The organism is Frankia sp. Mgl5 (genome assembly GCF_023242985.1).
Lineage (GTDB): Bacteria > Actinomycetota > Actinomycetes > Frankiales > Frankiaceae > Parafrankia > Parafrankia soli.
Genome location: NZ_JALKFY010000854.1, coordinates 19,741 through 42,820 on the forward strand (window position 1 = coordinate 19,741; position 23,080 = coordinate 42,820).

A 23,080-nucleotide genomic window follows, 5' to 3' on the forward strand; every position below is an offset into this window, starting at 1 on the left:
CGCTCGGTGGCTGCCGAGCCTGTACGGCGGTGTCACGTTCCGCTTCCGGGCTGCCGGCATGGCGGACAGCCGTCCGCCGCGACAGCGCGAGTCAGTCGAGCGTGCCACAGGGGTGACGAACGACGAAGACCCGGTCCGGCCGCGTCACACCGGACCGGGTCCGCCGGCCCGCCCGTAAGGGCGGAGCCGACCGCGCCGTCAGCTCTCGGGGGTGGGCCCGGCCGAGCTCCCCGCGGCGGGCGGGGTCGCGCTCCCGGCGGGTGGTGCCGAGGTGCCGGCCGACCCGGCCTGCCCGGCCGACCCGGTGCCGGCGGTCGCCGGGGTGGGCAGCGGGATCGCGCCTGCTGCGGGCCGCGGGCCGCGGTAGACCCAGCCGCGCTCGTCCGCCCACAGCAGCAACGGCGGCAGCACGACGAGCGCGGAGAGCAGGGCGACGCCCACGTTCAGGGCCACCACCAGGCCGAAGTCGCGCAGCAGCGGCAACGAGCTGAACGCCAGGACCACGATCCCGATCACCGCGGCGAGCGCGGACACCATGAAGGCACGCCCGGTGCGGGCCGCCGCCTCCTCGATGGCGGCCAGCGGGTCGCGCCCGCGGCGGCGCTCCTCGATGTGCCGCATGACGATCAGGGTCGTGAACTCCGTGCACAGGGCGATCACGAGTGGCCCGCCGACCGCCGTCAACGGGCTGAGGTCGAAGCCGGCGAGCCAGGAGACGATCGCGGTGAGCCCGACCGCGATCAGCACGGGGACCACCGACACCACCGCTCGGACGATGTTGCGGTGCCACAGCAGCAGGATCAGGAACACGCCGATGAGCGCGAAGTACGTCAGCTCGATCCGGTTCTTCTCGAAGTTCTCCAGCAGGCCGGTGCCGACGACGGCCAGGCCGGACGGCGTCGCGCGGATCCCCTCGGGCGGGTTGACCGTCGCCCGGATGTCGTCGACGACGACCGCGCGTTCCTCCAGCGCGCCCGGCCCGGTCCGGAAGATCAGGTTGAGCGCCTTGCCGTCGAGGTTGACCGTGCTCTTCTGGATCGCCTCCGGGGTAACCCGGTAGGCCCGCTCGATGTCGGCGCCGGTCGGGGCGAGCAGCGTGGTGTCGGGCACCTCCATGAGGAAGCTGATCGTCGTCACCAGGCTGGACGCCGTCACCAGCTCCCGGGGGTGCTCCTCGAGCTGCTGGTAGGTGAAGTCGTGGACGAACTTCACCGTCTCGTCGTCGAAGACGTCCCCGGACTGGATGAAGACGCCGAGCTCGCTGCTGGAGCCGGTCTGCGCCTTGAGGCTCTGGATGTCGTGCACGACCTGGGAGTCCTGGTTCACCCACTTCTCCGGGTCGGTCTGGACCTTCAGATCGCCCTCGACGACCAGACCACCGGCGAAGATCGCGACCGCGAGCACGACGAGGGGGATGGCGGTCGCCCGGGGCAGCGAGCCGAGCCCCACCACCGCGCGCCCGAGGGGGCCTCGCGAGTAGTCCTTCGGCGCGGTGGGGGAGCGGCGCTCCCGGAATCCGAGCGAGGCGGCGCTGAGCAGCACGGTCGCGACGACGATGACCGGCAGGCCGATCGCGAGCAGGACGCCGAAGTCACGGATCATCGGCACCTGGCTGAACTCCAGCGCGAGGAACGCGACGACACCGGCGACGGTGGCCACCGCCAGGGCCGGCATCAGCCGGGCCAGCGCCTCGGCGACGGGATCGCGGGCCCGGTCGAGCTGTGCCTCCTCCTCGACCCTGCTGTGCAGCTGGACCGCGAAGTCGATGCCGACCCCGAGCAGGACGGGCATGCCGGCGATGGTCACGACGGACAGCGGCACGCCCAGATAGCCCGCGAGCCCGAACGCCCAGACGAGGCCGACCGCCACCACCCCGAGCGGCAGCAGCCGCCAGCGCACGGCGAAGGCGACCAGCAGCAGCCCGGCCATGATGACCAGCGAGATGGCTCCGAGCGTGAGGAAGCCGCCGCGCAGGTAGTCGTTGATGTCACGGAGCAGCACGGCGGCGCCGGTCGTCATGACGTCGGCGTTGTCGAAGGTCAGGTCCTGCATCGCGGCCTCGGTGGCGGACGCTCCGCGGCCCTCTTCCTTGATGGACGCGTTCCCCTTCAACCGGACGATCATCTGCGCCGTCCGGTCGGTCGGGAAGAACGACTCGAGCGACTTGCGGACGGCACCGGTGTTGTCGTGCAGCAGGAAGTCCGCCCAGTCGGGATCGTCGAAGTCACGCCGATCCGCGGGTATCGCGTTGATTCGTTCCAGGGTGCGCAGCGAGTCGGCAAGCCGCCGCTTCGCGGAGTCCGGATTCGGATCGCGGCTCTGGGCATCGAGCAGGATCTGCCCCGCCGGGCTGCTGATCGGATTTCCGTCCGGGCTGGTGACCAGGTTCGCGGTGAACTGCAGCGCGGTGAGCGGGGTGATCACGCTCTCGATGCGCGGGTCCTTCTCCAGCCGCGCGGAGAGATCGCGGAACTTCTTGACATTGCCGGTGGTGAAGAGGTCGACGAGATCCGCGTCAGGCTTCGTGGTGAACAGGACGATCATCGCCTGGCCGCCGAAGAGGTTCTGGTAGGCGACGTTGTCCTTGGCGACCTGCGAGTCGGAATTGAGATAGTTGTCCTGGCCGGTGGTGAACTCCAGCTTGGTCAGGCCGAGACCGAGCACCGCGGTGATGATCAAGGTCACCACGGCCACCACGCCCGTCCGGCGGCCGACCGTGCGTCCGAGGCCCGACCAGAATCGCGCCGACCCACCAGATGGGGCGGACGGGTCGGACGGCGCTGGCGAGCTTGGCATCAGGCTGCTCCGGGGATCGAAGATGTTCGCGGGGGCCTGTGAGGTCCGTCCGTGAACGGTTTCCAAGGTGTATAGCGCACGTCACATCCGCATGCCGACCCCTTGCGCGGGAGGAAATCATCCCGAGGCCGGCATACGGCCTCGGACGGTTCCGCTCACCACCGACCAGTTGATGCTGGTAGCGGGACTTGGACCCTGGTAGGAGGAGTCCCGCCGGTACGAGCGGGTGCGCCGGGTTCGGATCGGCACTGCACGTGCGGTCTATCGATCTCCGGAAAAACGGGTGTCCGGACGAGCGTGTGCGGGCGCTCAGGAAATGTGTGGAGCGTCCGTCACGTCCGGGCGAGGTGCCCGGACGCCCGGCGAACCGGGCGGCGGGCGCCTTCGGTTGCTGTCAGGTGCTGTCAGATCAGGTGTTGTCAGGCCCTCGCGTGCTCCCGCGCCGGCCGCAGCTCGATCGTGGAATCGGCACCCGGGAAGAACAGGCCCTCATGGCCGTCATCCCAGCGGACCAGGTACGGAGGGCCACCGGCGACGCCGCGGACTTCAACGATCACCCCATGGCGCTCAGGGCACCCGACCGTCCGGCCGTGGACGACGAAGCGGTCCCCGACGGATGCGTACATGATGTGTCTCCCTTCGGCCATTGGTGCGCAACGCCGCCGACCGAGGCGACGCGCATCGCTGCGCGCCCGCCACGGCTGTGGCGGGCTCCTCCGGCGCGGCCGGCCCGGGGTGCGAGCGCCGGCGCCGCCCCGGTGGAGCGGTAGTTCCGGAGTAACACGGTTCGCGGCCACGGGCAGCTTGGAGGGGGTGGAACGCCGCGAAGGTCCGTTTCATCAATTTTGCGCGGGGGGGCGGGACGTCGGGTGGTGCCGCGGCGGCCGCGGCGGCCTCGGTCGTGAGATGACTATGTGATTTCGGCTATAGTCTTCGGCTCCGACGTCCTGGTGTGCGCCATGTCTCGCCCTGACGTGCACGGTGGGTCCAGTCCGGACATTTCGCCCACGGACCACCGAATCCGCACGTCGTTGGCATGCCGGTGCCCAAGCCGGGAACAAGTGTGGCTGACAGGTGTCGGGCATCTGACACGACGGTGGGTGAAAGTGTCCGATGTGGTGGAAATAGCCGAGGGTTGTTCGCCGTTGGTTTATCTCACTGTCACCCGTCGTGGCGACCGGCGTGTCGCATGCGTGCCGGGCTGATGGCGGACCGCAACGAGCGTGGCGACTGAGGGTCAGTGCGTGGCCGTCTCCGGGGGATGAGTTCGGGGTCACACTTCCCAGGAGCTTGCTCTACTTACCGATCGGCCGGTAGGAACGTGAGGTTAACGGGGCATGTCGGCGGGAGGGCGTGAGATGCACCGGGGCGGCTCATGGTGAGCATTCCGTTTCCTTCGCACGGGCGGGCCGGGTCCGCGACCGGGTCTGTCACGGTCGGCTCGGGGAGCGCCGGGTGGCGGGCGACCCGCACCGGTCGCGTGGCGGCCACGACGCTCTTCTTCGTCGGCCAGGTGCTGCTGCTCGCCGCGCTCTACATGATCTATCGCATGGGGCGGCAGATGGCCGTCGGCCGGGAGCCCGAGGCGCTGGCCAACGCGCGGGACGTCTGGAGCCTGGAACGCCTGCTCGACCTGCCCAACGAGTCCGCGGTCCAGCAACTCGCGCTGCACTCCACGGAGCTGCTGGAGCTGGCGAACCGCTTCTACATCGGGGTCCACTTCCCGGCGTCGATCACGTTCCTGCTGTGGGTGATGATCCGCCACCGGGACTACTGGCCCCGGGTGCGCACGGTGATCCTCGTGTCGACCGGCGCCGCGCTCATGATCCACATTCTGTACCCGCTGGCGCCGCCCCGGTTCCTGCCGCAGGAGCTGCCGCACGTCACCCTCGTCGACACCGGCGCGGTCTTCGGGCCGTCCCCGTACACCGCCGGTGACACGGTGGCCAACCAGTACGCGGCCATGCCGAGCCTGCACGTCGGCTGGTCGATCCTGGTCGCCTGGGGAGTGGTGAGCATCCTGCGCTCACGCGCGCGGTGGCTCATCATCGCGCACCCGGTGATCACAACCGTCGTCGTCGTGATCACCGCGAACCACTACTGGCTGGACGGCGCGATCGGCGGCAGCCTGGTGGCCACGGCGGTTCAGCTCACCCGGCTCGAGGTGCACACCCGGATGCGACTGTTGACCATCGCCGCCGGCCAGCGGCTGTGGGGACGGGCGGGTGAGGCCACCGCGTCGCTTGCCGGCTCGCCGTCCGGAGCCCTCGGTGGCGTGGGTGTCGGCGCGGGTGTCGGGAACACGACTGATGCGGATCCGCGGACTGGAACAGACCACGGGACGGGTACGGACCACCCGGTGGGCGTGCCCTCCTCCGTGGTCCTCGCGGCGGTGCTTCCCGCCGCGCGCGGCGGGCCTCCCCGCGCTGACCTGCCCGCACAGCGTCCGTTCCCACCGGGCCCGCTCCCATCGGGCGGCACCGAGCCGGAGGGTCGTCCGCCCACGGCGGCGCGGGCCGACGTCGCCGCGGTGGAATCCGCCGACGGCGAGAGCGGCTGACCGCCGCCGATCGTCCGCGGTCACTCCCGCCGATGCCCCGGTCGGACAGCCGTTCCCGGCACTAGGCTCGGCGGATGGCGGTGGATGATCTCGCGGGGTCACGCCCGGTGCGCGACGAGGACGCGTTCGACGTACCCGCGGTGGACGGCTGGCTTCGGCGCCGGCTGCAGGAGCGGGCCGCGGTCGGCGCGGCCGAGATGGGGGTCGCGACCGGCGCGGGGGTGCTGACCGAGCGCCCGCCGGTCGCCCGTTCCATCCCGCCGCCGGGCCGCCCGCAGGTCCGGCAGTTCTCCGGCGGCGCGTCCAATCTGACCTATCTCCTGCGCTACGAGGACCGCGACCTCGTCCTGCGGCGGCCGCCGCACGGGCGGAAGGCGTCCGGCGCCCACGACATGGCGCGGGAGTACCGGGTGCAGGCCCGGCTGCGCCCCGCGTTCCGGTACGTCCCGCGGATGGTCGCCTTCTGCGACGACCCCACGGTGATCGGCTCGGAGTTCTACATCATGGAGCGGGTGCCCGGCGTCATCCCGCGCTCGGAGTTCCCGCGCTCACTCACCTTCGACCCGGAGCGGACGCGCCGTCTCGCCTTCCACGTCGTGGATCTCCTGGTCGCCCTGCATGACATCGACCCGGTCGCCCACGGGCTGTCCGACCTGGGACGCGGTGCCGGGTATGTCGATCGGCAGCTGACCGGCTGGGCCCGGCGCTACCGGGAGGCCCGCACGCCGAACGTGCCCTCCTTCGAGGTCGTCATGCGCTGGCTCATGGAGTACGCCCCCGAGGACGTCGCGACGTGCGTCGTCCACAACGACTTCCGCATCGACAACGTGGTCTTCGACGTGGCCCGTATCGACGACGACGGCCTCCCCCGAATCAGCGGCGTCCTCGACTGGGAGATGGCCACCCTCGGCGATCCGCTGATGGACCTCGGGGGTGCCCTCGCGTACTGGGTGCAGGCTGACGACGACGACCTCTTCCGGCTCACCCGGCGCCAGCCGACCCACAGCCCGGGCATGCCCACCCGGGCGGAGATCGTCGAGTACTACGCGGCACGGCGCGGGCTGGACGTCGGCAGATGGCCCTTCTACCAGGTGTTCGGGCTGTTCCGGCTGGCTGTCATCGCGCAGCAGATCTACTTCCGCTACCACCACGGCCAGACGACCAACCCGGCGTTCCGCGAGTACTGGCAGGTCGTCACACACCTCGAGAAGCGGTGCCTGCGCGTGATGGCGGCGGCCGGCCTCTAGCGCCGCCCTCGACCTGCGGCCGCTGCTCTGGCTGGCGGAACTGTCTGTTGTCCTCTACCGACGCGCTGGTCCACCGCGGGTGGAGCGCGGATACCGTTGATCATCACGTTTCGTGTCACAGGTGTGGTCGGAGTGTGACTATTGTCGATCAAAGGGCAGTCGATCGAAGGGCAGTGGATCGAAGGGCAGTGGGCCGAAGGCGCTCCGGTCGCCGCCGCGGCGGCGGTGCTGCGCCGGGTCGCGGTGGAGAGCTCGTCGTTGCTTGCGCCGGTGATCGTCCTGGACGACGACGAGACCTGGCGGTCACCCTGGCAGCGCCGCTGCCATGGCCGCATCGACGAGTGGACGTCCGCGCTCGCGGCCGGCGCCCGTGCGGCGCGGGAGCAGGCGGTGCGTCTGGAGTTCCTTGCGGCTGGGGGCACCCGGGGGGCCGTGACGCTCGGGCCGGCGGCGGTGAGCGCCCCGCGCTCGCCCGTCTCTCATCCGGCCGTCGTGGGCGTTGCCTTCTCTCCGGAGCGGCTCGCGGAGCTGGCCCGCCGGCTCCGGCGTGCCGCGGACGACGCGGCCCGGCTCGCGGCCGAGGTTAGGCGCGTCGCGCACGCCCCGCCCGGTGACATGGGTGGTGCCCTGGTGGCGGAGGGGTGCTGTCGGGGCCTCGACCGGGTGGCGGCCGAGGCACCCGACATGGCCGGCGCCATCGACGGCAGACTGGCCTACGCCGCGTCTGGCGGGTCTGTCGCGTCTGCCGGGTTCGGCGGGTTCGGCGGGTCCGGCGGGTTTGCGACATCCGCTCCGGCCGTGGAGCGGGCGCCGGGTCCCGAGATGCAGCACGCCGCCCGGCTCACCGAACCGCGGTCGGCGGGCGCGGACACAGCGCGCACCGTGGCCGAGCTGACCGCGTCGATCGGCGCGGACCCGTTCCGCCTCGATCCGCGTGAGCTGAGCGAGCTGTCCACCCGGCTGGGCCGGCTCGGCCCGGCCGAGCTGCGGGCGGTCATCGGCGGGCTGCGGGGGCGCCCGCTGGAGGTGCTCGCCGCCGCGGTCCGTATCGCGCCGACCCGGGTGGAGCTGCGCACGCTGGGCCTCCTGCCGGCCGTCCTCTCCCTTGGTGACCTGCTCCTGCGCGGGGCGCCGGCGTCGATGGTGGCCGAGATCGCGCGGCTGTTCCCCGGTCTCGAACCGTCCATGGGCGGGCGGTACCGGCCGTGGGCGTACACCGTGGGGCATCCGCCGTCCACCGGCGACCTGACGATGCGCGACCACGGTCGCGATCCGGTCTGGGCGAGCGGTGTCACCCCGTCGGACGTCGGCCAGGGCACGGTGGGGGACTGCTACCTCCTGGCCGCGCTCATCGGTATCGCGCAGGCCGATCCGGGGCTGCTGCGCCGCAATCTGCGGGAGAACCCGAACGGGACGGTCAGCGTCACCGTCCACCTTCCTACCGGCGCGGTCCCGGTCACGGTCACCAGAAGCCTGCCTGCCCGGGCGGAGGCCGGGCAGGAGATCGCCGCGGACGCGGACAACGCCGCGGGCGAGCCGGAGCTCTGGGCCGCGCTCTACGAGAAGGCCTGTGCGCGGATGGCCGGCAGTTACGCGCGTCTCGAGGGCGGTGACCCCGCCACCGCGATGGAGTACCTGACCGGCACAACCGCGGTCCGCCGCCCGCCGTCCGCCGTGGGTGTCGACGAGCTCGCCGCCAGGCTGGCAGCCGGTGGGGTGGTGACCGTCGTGACGCGTTCGGACCCGCCGCCGGGTTGCGGGCTGGTGCCCAACCACGCCTACGCGGTACTGAAGGCGGACGCGCGGACGAGGCAGGTCCTCCTCCGCAACCCGTGGGATCAGACCGGCACCGACAACCGGCTGGACTGGCGCGACTGGGACGGCCTGAAGCCGGCGCTGGCAGGCGTCCAGTGGGCTTCGACCGGCCGCGGTCCGCCGCCTCGTTGAGCGACCTTCTCCGGGCGTCAGGCGTCAGGCGTCAGGCCCGGATGATCGCGACGGGGGCGGCGGAGTGCAGCATCGTCTGGTGGCTGACCGAGCCCAGGAGGAGCTCGGCGAATCCGCCCTTGCCCCGGGCTCCGACGACCAGCAGGTCGGCGTCGTGGCTGGCCTCGAGGAGGGCCCGGGTGGCAGAGGCGGGTATCAGCTGACGGCAGACGTCGATCTCCCCGGAGCCGGGCGCCGGAGCGGCGAGCCGGAGCACGGCGGGCTCCGTACCGCCCGGCTCGGCGGGCTTCCCTGGCTCGCCGCCGGGGATCGGGCCGAGGACCTGTTCGATGGACTCGTCCAGCACGGCCCGCGCCTGGCCTTCGAGCGCCTGCACGATCTCCCCGGACGTCTCGGCGAGCGGGAGGGGGACTGCGGCGAGCCAACTGTGGATGACATGCAGCGGTGCCCCACGCAGTGCCGCCGTGACCGCGGCCCACCGCAGCGCGGCCAGCGAGTTGGGTGAGCCGTCGACCCCGACGACCACCGGCCGCCGGTGCGGCGTGCCCTGCCCCGGTGCGCTCGTGGGGCTCAGTCGCCCGTCGGCGACCGGCCCGGCACCGGCGAGGCCGTCCGCATCGGGCTCGCCGGCATCCCCCGAACGGGGGAGTCGCGCGACGACCACTGGCACGGGGGAATGGACGGCCACGGACGTACTCACCGATCCGAGCCGCAGGCGGTGCAGGAGCCCGCGCCCGCGTGCTCCGACGACAATCATGGCGGCGTCCCGGCCGGCGGTGAGCAGGGCCTCGGCGCCAGGAGCGTCCACCACCTCCTCGAGGACCTCGAGTCCCGCGGGGATGGGGGCGGCACCGATCGTCTCATGCAGGAGGTGGCTGGCCGCGAAGGCCAAGGTGGCCTCGTCGTGCGGCCCGGCGATCGCGTCGGCGGACCTGCGTACGGCGGTGGGCTGCTCGTCGGCGCAGGACCCGAGGACGGCGCGCACCCGCAGGCCGCGCCGGCCGGCCTCGGTGACCGCCCAGGTCAACGCGGCCGCGGAGCCGGGGGATCCGTCGATCCCGACCACGATGTCGGCTGCTGTGCCCACCGTAGGTCCGCTGTGCGGCTCGGTCGCCGGCGCGCCGGTTCGTTCCGGGGTCCGGTCCGCCTGCGTGCTGGTCAGGGCGCCGTCGGTCATCGTTGTCCTCCTGCTCGGCGCGATCTGCCCGTCCCGGGTCGCGCCTCGGCGACGGCGGCGGGATGTGCCGTCGGAGCGGACCTACCCGGCTCGCCGAGCGGGAACCCGAGCTGTCTGGCGAGCAGATCGTTGTTGCCGGGTGGGGGTGGCGGGCGGCCGGACACCGCTGTGACATCAATCAGTTGTCGCTTTTTTGGGTTGAGCTCGACTCTGATGTGTGCCGATGATTGCGAATAAAGATCCTCAACGTTGTGATTCGCGAGAGGTTTTTGACCTCGGCGCAGCAGAGAAAATTCGATCGAATCATGCGCCGTGGTCGGAGCGTGGCCTCGCTGTGCGCAGTCTGGCTCGGAGCCGGCGGGCCCAACCGGGTGGTGCCGATCATTCCGGACTGTCACGGATGATTCCCTCCCCGGCCGGTGTGCGCTCTTTGTATGCTCTGCGTCCGCGCATCGAGGTCACCGCCGATGGTTGGAGCACCCGGTGACTTCGCGGTCACACGATGCGGTGAGGGGGCTGTGTTCTGGACGTGGGTGGGCGGTGGTCGGCCCCGGCGCGTCGCCGCGGGGGGCGGAGTAACGTACGTGAGCGGACGAAGGCCCGCGTATCGTTGTCTCCCCGCCGGGGTTCCGGGTGCTGCCGGAGCGGCCCGGCTCAGATGACAAAGGTGCATTCGACAACCTGCGCGCTCCGGGGGTGAGCGCCGTGCCCCCGGGAGCGCGCGCCCCGAGTTCCTGACTAAAAGCCCGATAAAGCGATCGGACAACTACGAGACCGCACAACAACGCGATCTCAGCATCACCGGACGGCCTCCACGACTGATACCAAAGACCATCGAACGCGCCAGTCGGCGGCTGCGTACCCGTGACCGGTCGGTCGCGAGCGGAGGAGCCGCGGGGGCGGCGGCCTCCGGCACCGGGAGACGCCCGCCATCTGAGGGAAGGAGGAACGTGGCTTCCGACACCATGACCCAGTTAGTCATTCCTGGCGCCCTAGTGATGGTCAGTACTCCCGATCGAGGTGTCCCGGTCGCGAGCACGGCGGACTGGCACGACGCTCTCCTGAACGTCAAGTCGGGCGTCACGCCCGCGATGAAGCTCGTCGCCTTCACGATCTGTACGCACTGCGCCCCGGCGGACCGGCCGGCGCCGAGCGGTGCCTACGTCACCTCGCCCGGCCTGTCGCTGCTCTGCGAGCAGACGAACTTCAGCCGTACCCACGTGCAGCGGCAGCTGTCGCTGCTGCGGGCGAACGGCTGGCTCGTGACGATCACCCGGCCCGCGGCTGGCCGGCCGGCGCGGTACCTGCTGAGCGTGCCCGTCGCGGTCGCGCGTGCGGGCGGCTACCGGCTTGCCGGCGAGGACGTCGAGCAGCGGGCCGAGCAGCGTGACACGGAGCTGGTTGGCGCGACCGCCGCGCCGGCCCGCCGCACCCCCGGCCTCGCCGCGGTGACGTCGTCGGATCGCATGCTCACGACCCCCCCGGCACCGGGCGGGCCGTCGGAGCCCGGCCGGGGCTTCGGGTGCCTCACCTCCGGAACCCTGGAGCGGCCGGCGCTCGTCCGCCGCCGCAAGCGCGCGACGTACAGCGCGGGCGGCCGCGGGGTTGTCCGGGTGCGGCGCAAGCCGCGCACGCTCCCCCCGTCGGCGGTCACGGACGTGATCGCGGCCGCGTCCTCGGTGGCGCCGGTGACCGTGGGAGACACAGCCTCCGCGGCCGGCCCGGAGCAGGTGGACGAGGCGCGCCCGATGGCCGTCGGCGAGACGAGCTACGTGCCGTTCGGCGGCGGCCAGATGGGCTCCGACGTCGCCGCCGGAACGGCGGGCGGCCCGGTCCGCGCGGTGTCCGACATCTCGACAGGGGCCGTCGGCGCGGCACAGTCTCCGACGGCACAGTCAGCCTCGTCCGCACAGTCGGCGTCTGCGCCTTCATCGTCTGTACCTTCTGTGACGGCGCAGTCCGCGTCCGCGCAGTCGGCGTCCGCGTCGGTCATCTCGGCATCGGCGGCCTCGGGCCGTTCGCTCGGGCCGCGGCCGATCGTCCCCGTGAGCGAGCGGGTAGCCGGTGCGGCCTGGGCGCCGGAGGCCTCCCTCCGCGGGGTCGCGACGAGCGCCGAGCCGCCGATCACATCTGCACCGCCCGTGCCCGCGCCTCAGCCGACGGCGCCCGGGCCGATCGCGCCCGCGTCTCAGCCGCCTGCGCCGACCGCGCCCGCGTCTCAGCCGACGGTGCCCGCGCCTCAGCCGCCCGCGCCCGCCCCGGCTACGACTCCGCCGGCTACGACTCCGCCGACCGCCGAGGCACCGTCGCCTGAATCGCAGCCGCAGGCCGCGGAGCCGGAACCCGAGCCGGAACCCGAGCCGGAACCGGTCGAGTCACCTGTCGTGGACGAGATCCGGATGGCAACCCGCCAGGTGATCGAAATCCTCGCGAAGATGCTGCGCTGCCAGGTCGAGGACTTCGCGGAGCTGGACAGGCGGGTCTACGAGGTTCTCTCCGAAGGCGACTGGGCTCCGGTGGAGTTGGCCACTCACCTGGTCAACTTCGTCGCCAACGGTGTCTGGGTGAACGGCGACGATGTGGCCGACAACATCCGGTGGCGGATGGACCGGCTGCCGTTGGGCGTGACCGAGTGTGGCTGCAAGTCCTGCCTGGGCTGGCGGGCCGCCCCGGAGCGTCCGCCGCGACCGGCACCGCCGTCGGAGCCTGGGCCGTCCGCGGCGGGGGCGTCCGCGAGAACATCCACCCCGGTGCGGGCCGCCGGGCCGCCACCGGCTGGTCCGGTCGCGGCGGTCACCACCGGCGCCGCGACGAAGACGGGCTCGGCGCGGCCCGGGCGTTCCCCCGCCGCGAACCCTCCGGCGCCGCCGGCCCGTCCGGCCTCGGCCTCGGCCTCGGGCATCGTGGCGAACCAGGCGAGTTCGGCTAAATCGGCTAGTCAGGTGAATCGGGCGGGCCCGGTGGAGCAGTCGCCTGCCGCGCAGCCCCCGCCGCCCCCGCCACCGGATCTCGCCGCGATCGCGGCGGCGGCGGCCGCTGGAGCGGAGGAGGCCCGACGCAACGAGGAGGCGAAGCGACTCCAGACGGCCGGTATCTCAGCGGCCGGTGACTCGGAGCCTGGTGACTCGGCGGCCGGTGACTCGGTTGCTGAGGGCTCATCGGCCCAGACCTCGCCGGGCACCGCGGGCGTGCAGAACGGTACGAGCCAGGAAGCGGAGCCGCTCACGGAAGATTGAGTAGAGCGCGATGGTCGTCCGTCACGCTCCGTTCCCGGCGCCCCGGCGCACCTGAACGCCTGGCGGCATGATGGGGCACATGGGCGGCGACGAGACCGAGCGGTCGGGCGCGGACATCGAGCCTCGGGACGACTGCGACGTCCTGGTGATCGGCAGCGGGTTCGGAGGCAGCGTGACCGCGCTCCGCCTGGCCGAGAAGGGCTACCGCGTCACGGTCGTCGAGGCCGGCCGCCGGTTCACCCCGGAGACACTGCCGAAGACGAGCTGGGACATCCGCAGGTACCTGTGGCTGCCGCGGCTCGGATGCCACGGGATCCAGAAGATCACCCTGCTCGGGCGGGTGCTGGTGCTCTCCGGAGCAGCGGTCGGCGGTGGATCGGTCGTCTACGCGAACACGCTGTACCGGCCCATGGACGGTTTCTACGACGATCCCCAGTGGGCGGACATCACCGACTGGCGTGCCGAGCTCGGGCCGTTCTACGGCCAGGCCGAGCGCATGCTCGGCTCCACCCGGAACCCGTCGATGACCATGGCGGACGAGGTCTTCCGGGACGTCGCACGGGATATGGGCGTCGGGGACACCTTCCGTCTGACCGACGTCGGCGTGTTCTTCGGCCGCGACGGCCAGCGCGAGCCGGGGGTGACGGTTCCCGATCCCTACTTCGGCGGCGCCGGCCCGGCCCGGACGGGCTGCGTCGAGTGCGGCGAGTGCATGACGGGATGCCGGCGCGGCGCGAAGAACACCCTGGACCACAACTACCTCCACCTGGCCGAAGGGCTGGGCGCCCGCATCGTGGCGGACACGACCGTGCGCTCGGTGCGCCCCGACGGGCGCGGTGGCTACGAGGTCGAGACGGTGCGCACCGGCAGCCGGCGGCGGGACGCGCGGCGCTGGACGGCCCGCCAGGTCGTGTTCGCCGCGGGCGCCCTGGGAACCCAGCGCCTCCTGCTCGGCATGCGCGAACAGGGGCACCTGCCCGGCATCTCCGACCGGGTCGGCCACCTGACCAGGACGAACTCCGAGGCGATCCTGGGCGCGACCCGGCTGCGGCCGGATGAGCGGATCACCCGGGGGGTGGCCATAACGTCGTCCTTCTACCCGAACGATCACACGCACGTGGAACCTGTCCGGTACGGCCGGGGCAGCAACCTCATGGCGTTCCTGTCGAGCGCCATGACCGACGGCGGCGGCTCCCTGCCACGCTGGGCGAAGCACCTGCTGCTGCTGGCCCGCCGCCCGTATCTCACGCTGCTCGCCCTGCCGTGGCGGTGGTCGGAGCGAACCATGATCGCTCTTGTCATGCAGTCCCGGGACAACTCGCTCACCGTCAGCCGGCGCCGCGGGCCGTTCGGGACGTCCTGGCTGACGAGCCACGCTGGCCACGGGGAGTCCAACCCGACCTGGATACCGGAGGGCAACCAGGCGGCGCGGCTGGTTGCGGAGCGGCTGGGCGGGCATCCGGGAGGCGCGATCACCGAGCTGGCCGACATCCCGCTGACGGCGCACATCCTCGGCGGGGCGGTCCTGGCCGCTGATCCCGCCCGGGGCGTGATCGACCCGTATCACCGGGTTTTCGGCCATCCCGGCCTGCACGTTGTGGACGGCTCGGCGGTACCGGCGAACCTCGGAGTGAACCCCTCGCTGACGATCACGGCGATGGCGGAGCGGGCGATGGCCTTCTGGCCGAACCGGGGTGACACCGACCCCCGCCCGCCGGTGGGCGCGGCGTACCGGCGGATCGCGCCGGCGGTACCGCGGAACCCGGCGGTGCCCGCGGACGCACCGGGACATTATGAAATAAGTGCCCTGACCAGCACGAATAAGGATCTTCCCCGGGATGCGGTAGCTGACGGTGGCCGGGAGACTCCTCGCAAGATGTGATCAGAGTCACATTTCCTGGAGTATGGCTGGCGGCAGTCTCGTGGCCGAATTCCGTCGGCGGCCCCGGTTATGTTCCCAGGCATGTCGACTCCACCCGACGCAGGAACAACACCACAGCCGCAGGTTGGCACGTCGGGGCGGTTCGGTCTCACCCTGTTGGTCATCTGTGGGGCACAGTTGATGATCGTTCTCGATGCGACGATCGTGAACGTCGCGCTGCCGAGCATGCGTGACGATCTCGGGATCAGCGAGGTCGACCTGCCCTGGGTCCTGAACGCCTACACCCTCGCGTTCGGTGGCCTGCTGATGCTCGGCGCCCGGGCGGGCGACATTCTGGGCCGCCGCCGGATGTTCGTGGTCGGTGTCCTGCTGTTCGCCCTGGCGTCGCTGGTGGGCGGGTTCGCGACGACCCCGGCCTTCCTCTACGTCGCCCGGGTCGTGCAGGGGGTCGGCGGCGCGATCGCGGCACCGGCGGCACTGTCGCTGGTGACGACCACCTTCCCGGAGGGCCAGCAACGGAACCGGGCGTTCGGCATCTACGCCGCGATGTCCGGATCGGGCGCCGCGATCGGGCTGATCCTCGGCGGCATCCTCACCGACCTGCTGTCCTGGCGCTTCGTCCTGTTCGTGAACGCGCCGATCGGCCTGCTCGTGACCCTGCTGGCGCCGCGGGTCCTGACCGAGGCACCCCGGCGGACGGGAACGTTCGACCTCCCCGGCGCGGTCGGGGTCACCGCCGGTGTGACGGTCGGCGTCTACGGCCTGACCAGGACGACCACCCACGGATGGTCGGACGCGCTGACTCTGCTCTGCCTGATCGGCGGGGTCGCGCTCCTGGGGCTCTTCCTCCTCCGGGAGGCGATGTGCCGCGAGCCGCTGGTTCCGCTGTGGCTGTTCCGGAACCGGGATCGCGGCGGCGCCAATCTGATCATTCTCGCCGTCGCCGCGGCGATGTTCGGCGTCTTCTACTTCCTCACCCTGTTCGTGCAGGGCGTGCTCGGCTACAGCCCGCTCCAGACGGGCTTCGCCTTCCTGCCCGTCAGTATCGCGATCATGGTGGCGGCGGGAGTCTCCGGCCAGGTGCTCGGCCGGTTCGGGGCGAAGCCGCTGCTGGTGATCGGCCCGCTGATCGCGGCGGGGGCGCTCTTCTGGCTCTCGACCCTGTCGGCGGACTCGTCCTACCCCACGTTGCTGCTGCCCGCGACGGTGCTGTTCGGCTTCGGGGTCGGGATCTCGTTCGTCCCGCTCACCGCCGTCGCGGTTGCCGGCGTGGACGCGGCGGACGCCGGCCTGCCCTCCGGTCTGCTGAACACCACCCAGCAGGTCGGCGGTGCCATCGGGCTGGCGGTTCTCGCCACGGTCGCCAGCACGGTGGCGAACAACCACGCGGCGGACGCGGCCAGCGCCGCCGGGTCGGCCAGGCCCTCGCCCGCCGCGATCATCGAGGCCTCGGTCGCCGGGTACGCCGACGCCCTCCTGGTCGGGGCGGGGATGTGCCTGGCAGCGATGCTCGCCGGGCTGTTCATGATCACATCGGCCGCCGGCCGGCTGGAGTCGGCTGGTGCAGCCGAGGGCGCATCCCAGCCCGTTCCCGGCCACGTCTGAACTGACGGCGTCGGACGAGCCGGCGGTATCGGAACCAGCGGGGCGTCTGAGCCGACGGCAGGCGGTGCCCGGCCCGAGGAAGGGCCGGGCAACCACGCGCCGGTCAGGTGCGCCGGCCAGCCTCGGTCATGGTGTCAACGCCGGGCATCTCCTCGAGCCCGGAGGTCACCTCCGGGCTCACACCGTCGGCGAGGTCGGAGCGCAGCGGGGTGACCGGCTCGGCCGTGATCGTCTCGGTGTCGGCGCTGGCCAGGTAGCGGCGCGCCGCGACGGCGGCGGCCGCGCCGACGCCGATGAGGAACAGCGTCACGACTCCGCGCCGCCGGCGGCGGTGCACCCGGGCGAGCTTCACCTCGGCCTTCTCCAGTCGCTTCTCCAGTAGCTCCTGAGCGCGGTCGGCCCGCTGGCGGGCCTTCGACTCGGAGCGGACGGCCTTGCGTGACCGCGACTTCTCCAACCGGAGCTCGGTCGCCATCCGCGCCCGCTCGGCCGACAGCTCCGCGCTGGAGCGGGCCTTCTCGATCCGCCGGGCCGTCCGGCCCGACACCGCCGACGCCTTGCCGACGGCGAGCCCCGCGGCCTTGCCGGCGGCCTTGCCCGCGGCCGTCCCCCCGGCGCCGGAGACGTCGGAGACCCGGTGCACGAGTGTGCTGCTGGCGTCACGGGTGGCGTGCGCCGCCGAGCCCGCGGTGCTGCCGGCCTTCAACGCGGCTTTCGAGGCCGCCGCGCCGGCGCGATCCGCCGCGTTCTTCGCCGCGCCAGGGAGCCCGCTCACCGGCGCGGCGTCCGTCACGTGCGCGAGCCTGTCCTTGAGTGTCGTGCTCATGGCATCCCTTCGCTTATTGCGTCGTGGCCTGTCGCGATCCTGGTGCCGGATCGCGCCCGGCGGCCGGCCACGGCTCCACCGGCGTGTGTTGATACGCGCCGTCAAGATCTGTGCAGTGTCCCGTACCCCGTTCGGTGGCTCCTAACAACGCGGCGGGACGTCGGGTCGTGTCACCTACCCTTGTGACACATGCCCTGTGCTGTCCCGGGTACCGACGGTTACCGGTGGTCCCGTGTGGGTGCGGACCGTGGTGCCGCTCGGGTACGGCCCGGGGTCCGGGGCGGCGTCCGGCGTGCCTGTCGGGATGTCCGGGAGCCGGCCGCGGGCGGCGCGCCAGGTTCCGGTCGGAGGTGCGGCATACGATCGGGGCCAGGACACGCCGTACGTGCCGAAAAGACGGAGAGAAGAGAGGCCCCATGGCCGAGGAGCTGTACGCGACGGTGCGCACGACTCAGGGCGACATCGAGATCAGGTTGTTCCCGGATCACGCGCCGAAGACGGTCAAGAACTTCGTCGGGCTCGCGACCGGGTCCCGGGAGTGGACCGACCCCGCGACCGGCGAGAAGAAGACCGGTGTGCCGCTGTACAGCGGGACGATCTTCCACCGGGTGATCCCGAACTTCATGATCCAGGGCGGCGACCCGCTCGGCAGCGGCCGGGGCGGCCCCGGTTACCAGTTCGTCGACGAGTTCCACCCCGACCTGCGGTTCGACCGTCCGTACCTGCTCGCGATGGCGAACGCGGGCCCGGGCACGAACGGCTCCCAGTTCTTCATCACCACGGCGGCCACCGACTGGCTGAACCGCAAGCACACGATCTTCGGCGAGGTCACCCGGGGGACGGACGTCGTCGACAAGATCGGCAAGACGCCGACCGGCGCTCAGGACCGCCCCAAGACCGACGTGGTGGTTCAGGAGATCGTCGTCGAACGCCGCCCGGCCTGAAGCGTCGATCATGAGGGCAGGGGCGGCGCGCGCGACCGACCGGGATGATCGCAGGTGCCCGGCGCGGCGGGTCCGGCGGTGACGGACTCGCCAGCGGGTGATCCGACCCGTGCGCCGGAAGGCTCTTCTGGTGCGCCCGGGGGTTCCGGTGGAGCCGGTAGTGCCGGCGAAGCCGAGATCCCGCGTCCCGCGTCCCCCCTGCCCGCCGCCGGCGAGCCGCCGCCCGCCGGCGGCCCTCCCAACGGCGGCCCTGCGTCGGGCGGCCCGCCGCACGAGCAGGTCGGATGGCGGCCGGAGACCGGCCCGCCCGCCGGCCACGCCGGGTGGACCCCACCGCCGGCGGGAGCACCGAGCCTGCCCCACTGCTATCGGCATCCCGAGCGGGAGACGTACGTCACCTGCCAGCGGTGCGGGCGTCCCATCTGCCCGGACTGCATGCGCCCGGCGGCTGTGGGCTTCCACTGCCCGGAAGAGTCCGGCGCCGGCGGTGGCGGGCGCCCCGAGCGGCGCCGAGAGCCGCGGACGGACTTCGGTGGCCGGCCGGGAGCCGGTCGCCGCGGGCTGGTCACCCAGGTTCTGATCAGCCTGTGCCTCGTCGCGTTCGTCCTGCAGGGCCTGCCCGGGCTGGCACGCGACTCCGGCTCCCTGAACCAGTTCAGCGCCGACTTCCGCCTGTACGGCGTGTCTCTCGCGTGGGACGACCAGTACTACCGGCTCCTCACCGCCGCCTTCCTGCACGTCAACTACCTGCACGTCCTGGTGAACCTGTATGCGTTGTTCGTGCTCGGCTACCAGCTCGAGGCGATTCTCGGGCGGCTTCGCCTGGTGGCCCTGTTCGTCGCCTGCGCCGTCGGTGGGAACACCCTGAGCTACCTGGTGAACGGTGTGTCCGTGAACTCGGTCGGGGCGTCCACCGCGATCTTCGGTTTTTTCGGCGCGTACTACGTGATCGCCCGGCGGCTGCGTGCCGACACGACGCAGATCCTGATCCTGATCGGGATCAACTTCGCGCTCACGTTCACGCTGTCCTTCATCGACCGCTGGGGCCACGTCGGGGGACTGGCGGCCGGGGTGCTCGTCGGCCTGCTCTACGCCTACGTCCCGCCGCGCCGAACGGTCGTGCAGGCGGCCGGGGTGCTGGCGCTTGTCGGCCTGCTCTTCGCGGCGGCCGTCATCAAGAGCGCGGACCTGACCACCGCCTTCTCCTAGCGCCCCCCTGCCGCCGTCGGGAGTCAGCCCAGGCGGAGGCGGAGTTCCTCGACGGCCTCGGCCACCCGTTCCGGGTCGGTGCCCAGCGCGCGGCGGCTGAGCAGCACGGGCCCGTCGATGGTCTCGATCTCCAGGGTTCGTAGGTGAACGAGGCGCCGTCCGTGGGTGAGGGTGCCTGACCGCGCGCCGATCACCGCGGCCCACGGCAGGTGCCGGCGCCGCATGCCCTCCATGTAGTCGATCCCGTCGGGGCCGAGCCGCAGCGTCGGCCGGGACACCGCGTCGTTGACCGCGAGCGCCACCAGGCCCAGCCCGACCAGGCCGACCAGCAGCCGTCCCGCGCCGTCGAGGGAGGCGACCCGCCAGGCGAGGTCCTCGGAGGCGGCCACAACGAGCAGCACCGCGCCGCCCGTGGCGTAGGCCACGCACCGCCAGATCGGCGGCGACCACGAGAGGTCGACCGGGGGCGTGCTCACCCGCCTCACCCAACCACAGGTGGCGCGGGCGTCCCGGCCCCCTGGTGCTCCAGCTCGGCGAGCGTGGTCAGGGCGCGGTCCACGACCTCCAGCCGGGTCAGCTGGGCGGCCTGCCGCCGGATCGCCGCGACCGCGTCCGCGCCGAGCCTGTCCCGCAGCTGCTCAACCAGGTTGTGGACCCGCTCGGCATCCGCTCCGACCACGGCGGAGGAGTCCGGGTCCGCGTCGGCGGCCGTTGAGAGCAGCAGCGCCTCGGCGTCCCGCCCCAACCGGCCGAACAGGTCCGCCACGTTGCGCAGCGTGGTCCACTGCTGCGGCCAGCTACCGGTGCGCAGCCACAGCCGGATCACCTCCGGGTAGTGGGCGGTCGCGGTCGCCAGGTCACCCGTCCGCACCGCGGATGAGGCGAGGGTGACCAGCGAGATCCCGACCGCGAAGGTGACGCCGCCGGCGCGGGCCGCGGCCAGGGCACGCTCGGCGTGCCGGCGCGCCGTAACGGGATCGTCGTGGATGTGGATCTCGGCCTGGACGTACTCGACGAACGACCAGATGATCGGCCCTCCCGACGTGCCGACGAGCTGACGTGCCCGCGTGACCAGCGCGTCCGCCCGGTCGGCATCGCCGCCGTAGGCCGCGGCCAACGCCGCGACGGCCATCTCGTTGGCGGCCAGGTCGGCGTCGAGCGCGGCCGCCGCGACGAGGTGGTCGATCGATGAGGCGAACTCGCCCGCGAAGAGGTCGGTCACGCCCAGCGCGTACCGGGCGGTCGCAACACCGGCGTCGTCCACGGCGGTGGCGAGGGCCCGGTCGGCCAGCTCGCGGGCCTTCCCGAGACTGCCGGCCCGCCAGGCCGCGTGGCTGGCCGCGGCGTACAGCAGCGGGGCCTCGGGCAGCTCGGCGAGGCCGGGGTCGTCCGCGGTCTCCAGGGCCCAGGCCCACAGCTCGGCGTTGTTGTGCCAGGCCGCGAACTCCCCGAGATCGATGCTGATCCGGGCCGCCCCGGCCAGGTCGCCGTGTTTCAGCATCCGCTCGCGGCAGGCACGCAGCACGGGCAGCGCGGTCAGGATCCGCCGGCCCCAGCGCGGCCCGTCCGGACCATGCAGGCCGCCCGCCGCCGACCGGGTGAACTCGCGGGCCCACGCCGCGATCAGGATCTGGGCGGTCTCGAGCTCCCCGGCGGCCCGAGCGGCCTCCAGGCCGAACGCGCGGATGCTGTCCAGCATGCGGAACGCGGTGCCGTCATCGGGATGGGCCGGGTCGGTGACCGTTTCCACCATCGACGCGTCGACAAGTGTGCTGAGGGCGGCGATCGGATCCTCCGCCGGCTCGGAACCCTCGGAGCAGGTGACGGCGTCGGCGACGGACTCCGCGATCGAGAGGTCGAACAGGCCGGGAACCGCCGCCAGGTGGCGGAAGAGACGCTGGGCCTGGGCGTCGAGTAGCCGGTAGGACCAGGCGATCGTGCCGCGCAGGGTGTGATGGCGGTCGTCGTCGACGGGCGGTCGCCGGCCTCGCCCGAGGTCGAGCCCGGCATCCATCCGTGCGCGCAGGTCGGCCGGGCTCAGCGCCGTCAGCCGGCTCGCGGCGAGCTCGATGGCCAGCGGCAGCCCGTCCAGGCGTCGGCAGATCGCCGCGGCGTCCTCGAGGGCCGCCGCGGGCAGATCCCGGCCGCCCCGTGCCTGGCGTGCCCGGTCGAGGAACAGCTGAACGGCGGCGGCGCCCGCGGGATCGGTGTCCGGGTCGGGTAGCGGCAGCGGCCCGAGGCGGAACACCCATTCCCCGGACGTTCCCAGCGGAGCACGACTGGTCGCGAGCACCGTGAGGTTCGGTATCCAGCGGAGCAGCTCGCCCACCAGGTCGCGGACGGCGTCCAGGAGGTGCTCGCAGTTGTCGATCACCAGGATCTGCCGGCGGGTCGCCAGATAGTCGATGACCGCGCGGAGCAGGTCCCCCCTGGTCGTGACCTCGAGGGCCTGGGCCAGCGCGAACGGCACGGTCGCCTCGTCCCGGACGGGCGCCAGCTCGACGAGGGTGGCTCCGTCCGGCCATCGCGGGGCGGCGTGGTGCACCAGGTCCAGCATCAGCCGGGTCTTTCCCACTCCGCCGGGGCCGACGACGGTGACGCAGCGGTCGGGGTGCAGCAGCTCCGCGAGTCGGTCCAGTTCCTCCGCGCGGCCCAGCAGCGGGGTGGGCGAGCGCGGGACGCGCGCCCTGGCCGGCCCGGCACCGCGGCCGTCCGGGTCATCCGGCCGCCGTGCCGGTGTCGTGACCGCGGTGACTGCTGGTCTGGCCGTGACCGGCTGGCCTGCCGTGACCGGTGGGCCGGGCTGGATGGCGCCTGGGACGGGGCCGGCGAGGTCGCCGCGGGCGACCGCGCGTTCGAGGTCGGCCAGCGCCGGCGACGCCTCCAGGCCCGTCTGGTCGGCGAGCCGGCGGCGGAAGTCACGGGCCGCCGCGAGGGCCTCGGGTGCCCGGCCGTCCAGGGCCAGCGCGCGGACCAACAGCAGCAGCGCCGACTCGCGTAACGGGTCGGCGGTGGCCGCCTGCTCGGCATCTCCGATCACCGCGCCAGCCGGGCCGCAGGCCAGTCGAGCGTCGAGCAGGCCGTCCACGAGCGTCTGCCGCAGCCGGGCGAGTCGGGCCGCCTCGGCGCCGAGCGGACCGGCGGAGCCGAACTCCGCCAGGGCGTCACCGCGCCACAGATCGAGGGCGTGCCGTAGCCGGTCCGCCGCGGCGGCCGGGTCGGTGGGGCGCAGCGCGCGGGCCTGGGCGGCGAACGCCTCGGCACGGGCGGCGTCGAGCGCGTCCGCGCCCAGGACCAGGCGGTATCCGGCGCCGTCCCGGACGAGACGGCCGGCCCGCGGCCCCAGATGGCCCCGGACGCGGGAGAGATGGCTGTGCAGCGTGCCGTCCGCCGAGGCGGGCGGGTCGGCGCCCCAGACCGCGTCGATCAACGCGCCGGCCCCGACGACCCGCGCCCGCGACATCGCCAACATGGCCAGCAACGCCCGCCGCCGTGCACCGGGGACGTCCACCTCGGCGCCGTCGACACGCAGCCGCATCGGGCCGAGCACGTCGACCTCCACGCCCGTGTCCGCGTCGTCCACGTTGTCGCCCCCCGAATCCCTCGATTTCCGCCCGCCGGGACGTTTCCGCCCACCGGGACGGCCGTGCA

14 protein-coding genes are annotated in these 23,080 nt (G+C 72.6%); 8 read left to right on the forward strand and 6 right to left on the reverse strand.

Annotated features, from left to right (window positions below):
* Window positions 1-198: 198 nt before the first annotated feature.
* The gene (locus MXD62_RS38335) at window positions 199-2,796 is read right to left on the reverse strand and encodes an MMPL family transporter (protein ID WP_248834197.1); all 2,598 of its coding nucleotides are present in this window, start codon (window positions 2,794-2,796) and stop codon (window positions 199-201) included.
* Between the two features lie 419 nt (window positions 2,797-3,215).
* Complete coding sequence (locus tag MXD62_RS38340) at window positions 3,216-3,422, reverse strand: DUF1918 domain-containing protein (protein WP_248834198.1); 207 nt, start codon at window positions 3,420-3,422, stop codon at window positions 3,216-3,218.
* A gap of 749 nt (window positions 3,423-4,171) precedes the next feature.
* Here MXD62_RS38340 and MXD62_RS38345 point away from each other — a divergent pair.
* The 3 genes from MXD62_RS38345 to MXD62_RS38355 all read left to right on the forward strand — a co-directional run bounded on the left by MXD62_RS38345 (window position 4,172) and on the right by MXD62_RS38355 (window position 8,550).
* Window positions 4,172-5,356 (forward strand): phosphatase PAP2 family protein, encoded by a 1,185-nt coding sequence (locus MXD62_RS38345; protein ID WP_248834199.1) that lies wholly within the window; start codon window positions 4,172-4,174, stop codon window positions 5,354-5,356.
* A gap of 74 nt (window positions 5,357-5,430) precedes the next feature.
* Window positions 5,431-6,603: a phosphotransferase family protein gene (locus tag MXD62_RS38350; protein ID WP_248834200.1), complete on the forward strand. Its 1,173-nt coding sequence runs from the start codon at window positions 5,431-5,433 to the stop codon at window positions 6,601-6,603.
* Between the two features lie 141 nt (window positions 6,604-6,744).
* Window positions 6,745-8,550, forward strand: coding sequence for a C2 family cysteine protease (locus tag MXD62_RS38355; protein ID WP_248834201.1), 1,806 nt, complete (start codon window positions 6,745-6,747; stop codon window positions 8,548-8,550).
* A gap of 31 nt (window positions 8,551-8,581) precedes the next feature.
* Here the strand turns inward: MXD62_RS38355 and MXD62_RS38360 are convergent, their stop codons facing one another.
* A complete protein-coding gene (locus MXD62_RS38360) occupies window positions 8,582-9,727 on the reverse strand; it encodes a universal stress protein (protein ID WP_248834202.1) in 1,146 nt (381 codons plus the stop codon).
* Window positions 9,728-10,677: 950 nt separating this feature from the next.
* Between MXD62_RS38360 and MXD62_RS38365 the strand changes: the two genes are divergently transcribed.
* The 3 genes from MXD62_RS38365 (at window position 10,678) to MXD62_RS38375 (ending at window position 16,450) form a co-directional block, all read left to right on the forward strand.
* Entirely contained in the window at window positions 10,678-12,963 is a 2,286-nt protein-coding gene (locus MXD62_RS38365; protein ID WP_248834203.1) for a hypothetical protein, read from the forward strand.
* 79 nt (window positions 12,964-13,042) lie between these two features.
* Window positions 13,043-14,845, forward strand: coding sequence for a GMC family oxidoreductase (locus MXD62_RS38370; protein ID WP_248834249.1), 1,803 nt, complete (start codon window positions 13,043-13,045; stop codon window positions 14,843-14,845).
* A gap of 81 nt (window positions 14,846-14,926) precedes the next feature.
* Window positions 14,927-16,450: a DHA2 family efflux MFS transporter permease subunit gene (locus MXD62_RS38375; protein WP_285224323.1), complete on the forward strand. Its 1,524-nt coding sequence runs from the start codon at window positions 14,927-14,929 to the stop codon at window positions 16,448-16,450.
* Between the two features lie 103 nt (window positions 16,451-16,553).
* Here MXD62_RS38375 and MXD62_RS38380 read toward each other — a convergent pair whose 3' ends face one another.
* Window positions 16,554-17,276 (reverse strand): hypothetical protein, encoded by a 723-nt coding sequence (locus MXD62_RS38380; RefSeq protein WP_071063995.1) that lies wholly within the window; start codon window positions 17,274-17,276, stop codon window positions 16,554-16,556.
* Window positions 17,277-17,692: 416 nt separating this feature from the next.
* Here MXD62_RS38380 and MXD62_RS38385 point away from each other — a divergent pair, with 416 nt between their 5' ends.
* On the forward strand, window positions 17,693-18,220 hold the full coding sequence (locus tag MXD62_RS38385; RefSeq protein WP_012157568.1) for a peptidylprolyl isomerase: 528 nt from the start codon (window positions 17,693-17,695) through the stop codon (window positions 18,218-18,220).
* A gap of 78 nt (window positions 18,221-18,298) precedes the next feature.
* Window positions 18,299-19,429: a rhomboid family intramembrane serine protease gene (locus MXD62_RS38390; RefSeq protein WP_248834205.1), complete on the forward strand. Its 1,131-nt coding sequence runs from the start codon at window positions 18,299-18,301 to the stop codon at window positions 19,427-19,429.
* A 23-nt stretch (window positions 19,430-19,452) separates the two neighbouring features.
* Here MXD62_RS38390 and MXD62_RS38395 read toward each other — a convergent pair whose 3' ends face one another.
* Both MXD62_RS38395 and MXD62_RS38400 read right to left on the reverse strand, forming a co-directional pair.
* Complete coding sequence (locus MXD62_RS38395) at window positions 19,453-19,905, reverse strand: PH domain-containing protein (protein WP_248834206.1); 453 nt, start codon at window positions 19,903-19,905, stop codon at window positions 19,453-19,455.
* Window positions 19,906-19,910: 5 nt separating this feature from the next.
* Complete coding sequence (locus MXD62_RS38400) at window positions 19,911-23,012, reverse strand: BTAD domain-containing putative transcriptional regulator (RefSeq protein ID WP_248834207.1); 3,102 nt, start codon at window positions 23,010-23,012, stop codon at window positions 19,911-19,913.
* Window positions 23,013-23,080 lie beyond the last annotated feature (68 nt).